Origin of the sequence: Bradyrhizobium sp. (assembly GCF_030654605.1) — a bacterium.
GTDB lineage: Bacteria > Pseudomonadota > Alphaproteobacteria > Rhizobiales > Xanthobacteraceae > Bradyrhizobium.
The window spans coordinates 1-1492 of the sequence record NZ_JAURXB010000163.1 but is presented as its reverse complement, the minus strand read 5'-3'; the positions used below and the strand labels follow the sequence as shown (position 1 = coordinate 1492).

At 62.1% G+C, this 1492-nt stretch carries 2 protein-coding genes; both read right to left on the bottom strand.

All coding sequences use genetic code 11. The features are described 5' to 3' along the window. The coding region (locus tag Q7U29_RS15340; RefSeq protein ID WP_304742845.1) for a ribonuclease T2 at nt 1-649 on the bottom strand (649 nt) is incomplete at its 3' end. Nucleotides 650-873: 224 nt separating this feature from the next. After that, complete coding sequence (locus tag Q7U29_RS15335) at nt 874-1344, bottom strand: hypothetical protein (protein WP_304742843.1); 471 nt, start codon at nt 1342-1344, stop codon at nt 874-876. Nucleotides 1345-1492: the final 148 nt, after the last annotated feature.

The following is a 1492-nucleotide window of genomic DNA, read 5'->3' as shown; positions in this document are numbered from 1 at the left end:
CGGTTTCCTCGCAGGCGCGGAACTGGAGGTCCTTGCTCATGCAGATGCGCACTTCGCTGAGCCGCTTCCGGGCGCAGACCACCGCGATCGCCGACGCACTCAGGCCGGGATTGACCTTGATGAAAGCCTCTTCGATCTCGGCCGGTGCGAGGGTCTTCTCGGCGGATAATTCGAGATATTCCGGCGGAATCTTCACGGCGGCCCGGGCCTTGCGGGTGGTCTCGAAATAGGCCCGGGCGCTGAGCCCGGAGCAGGTGCCGTGCTTGTCCCACTCGGAAAAGATCAGCCCGGGCGCCGGCATCAGATCCAGCATCGACGTCATGATGTTGCGATCGAGCCGCGGTGACGGCCGCTGGCAGTAATTGGGAAAGCCGCGCTCATATTGCGGCCACAAGCCGTGGACCACGAAGGCATAGGGCCGGCCGCACTGGATCTGCTGCGAACGCCCGGTATTTCCGCGCTCCGCCGCCTCCTCGCAGTAGGACGGCGACCATGACAGCGACAACACGTAAAAATCGAACTCGCCGGGCGCATTCTGCCGGCGATCCTGCGCCGATGCGGTCCCGGCCAGCCCCGTCAGGGCGGCTGCGGCCAGCAGACCTACGGCGATGACGACCCGCGAAATCCAGACCCGGGAAAGACGCGACATGACAAAAGCCCCCATACTCGGACCATTTGGGATTGTAGCAGAAAAATGGAACATTTCAAGAACAGAATATGAAGGAGCGCCGAACCTCCGTGCGCAAAATTGCGAAAACAACCCCATGCACAGTAAGGATGACCAGCTGCCGCGCTTCTGTCGCCGCGCCCTAAACCGGCTGATATTTTTTCTCTTTTACGACTCCGGCGAAATCGCGTGTGGCGACCGGAAACTCAGGGCTTGGCAGCCTTGCAGCTGGGATTATACGCCCAGTTGCGGTCGAGCCCGGTTACGCACCATTCGACGCCCTGGCCGAAGCCGGCAAAGCCGCCGTCCTCGATGATCGAGTAGTGCACCTGGCGCATCTTGCCGTCGCTCAGCATCACGTCGGCACTGCAATAGCGGCGCGGAATGTTGTCGGACTGCCAGGGCCGGAACGCGGTTTCGTGGATACGGCCATAGGCGGTGATCTTGAGCGAGGAATTCCAGAAGGTGCTTTCCTTCTCCCAGAACTGGTTGGTGATGGTGCCCAGTGCGGCTTCGCATTCCTTGACCCGGCCGTCATATTTCGGACCGAACAGCCCGAAATTCAGCTCCAGCGGATTTGCCGCTTGCGCCGACTGGCCCGGGGCGAGCAGACCCAGCATGACGCCGAGTGCGGCGCCAACAACGGATCGTTTCAGAGATGTGAAGAAGTCGCGCATGGTGAAATCCGCCGGTGTTCCAACGCCGGGGACGGTGCCGCGAAGCCCGCACGAGGTCAAGTGCAAGGCGGCCACACCTGCCGATAACCCGGCGCTCGGCCGTCCGCCGTTCTTTTCATGGCGGCCGATGCGCCTTAAGGTGCTTGCA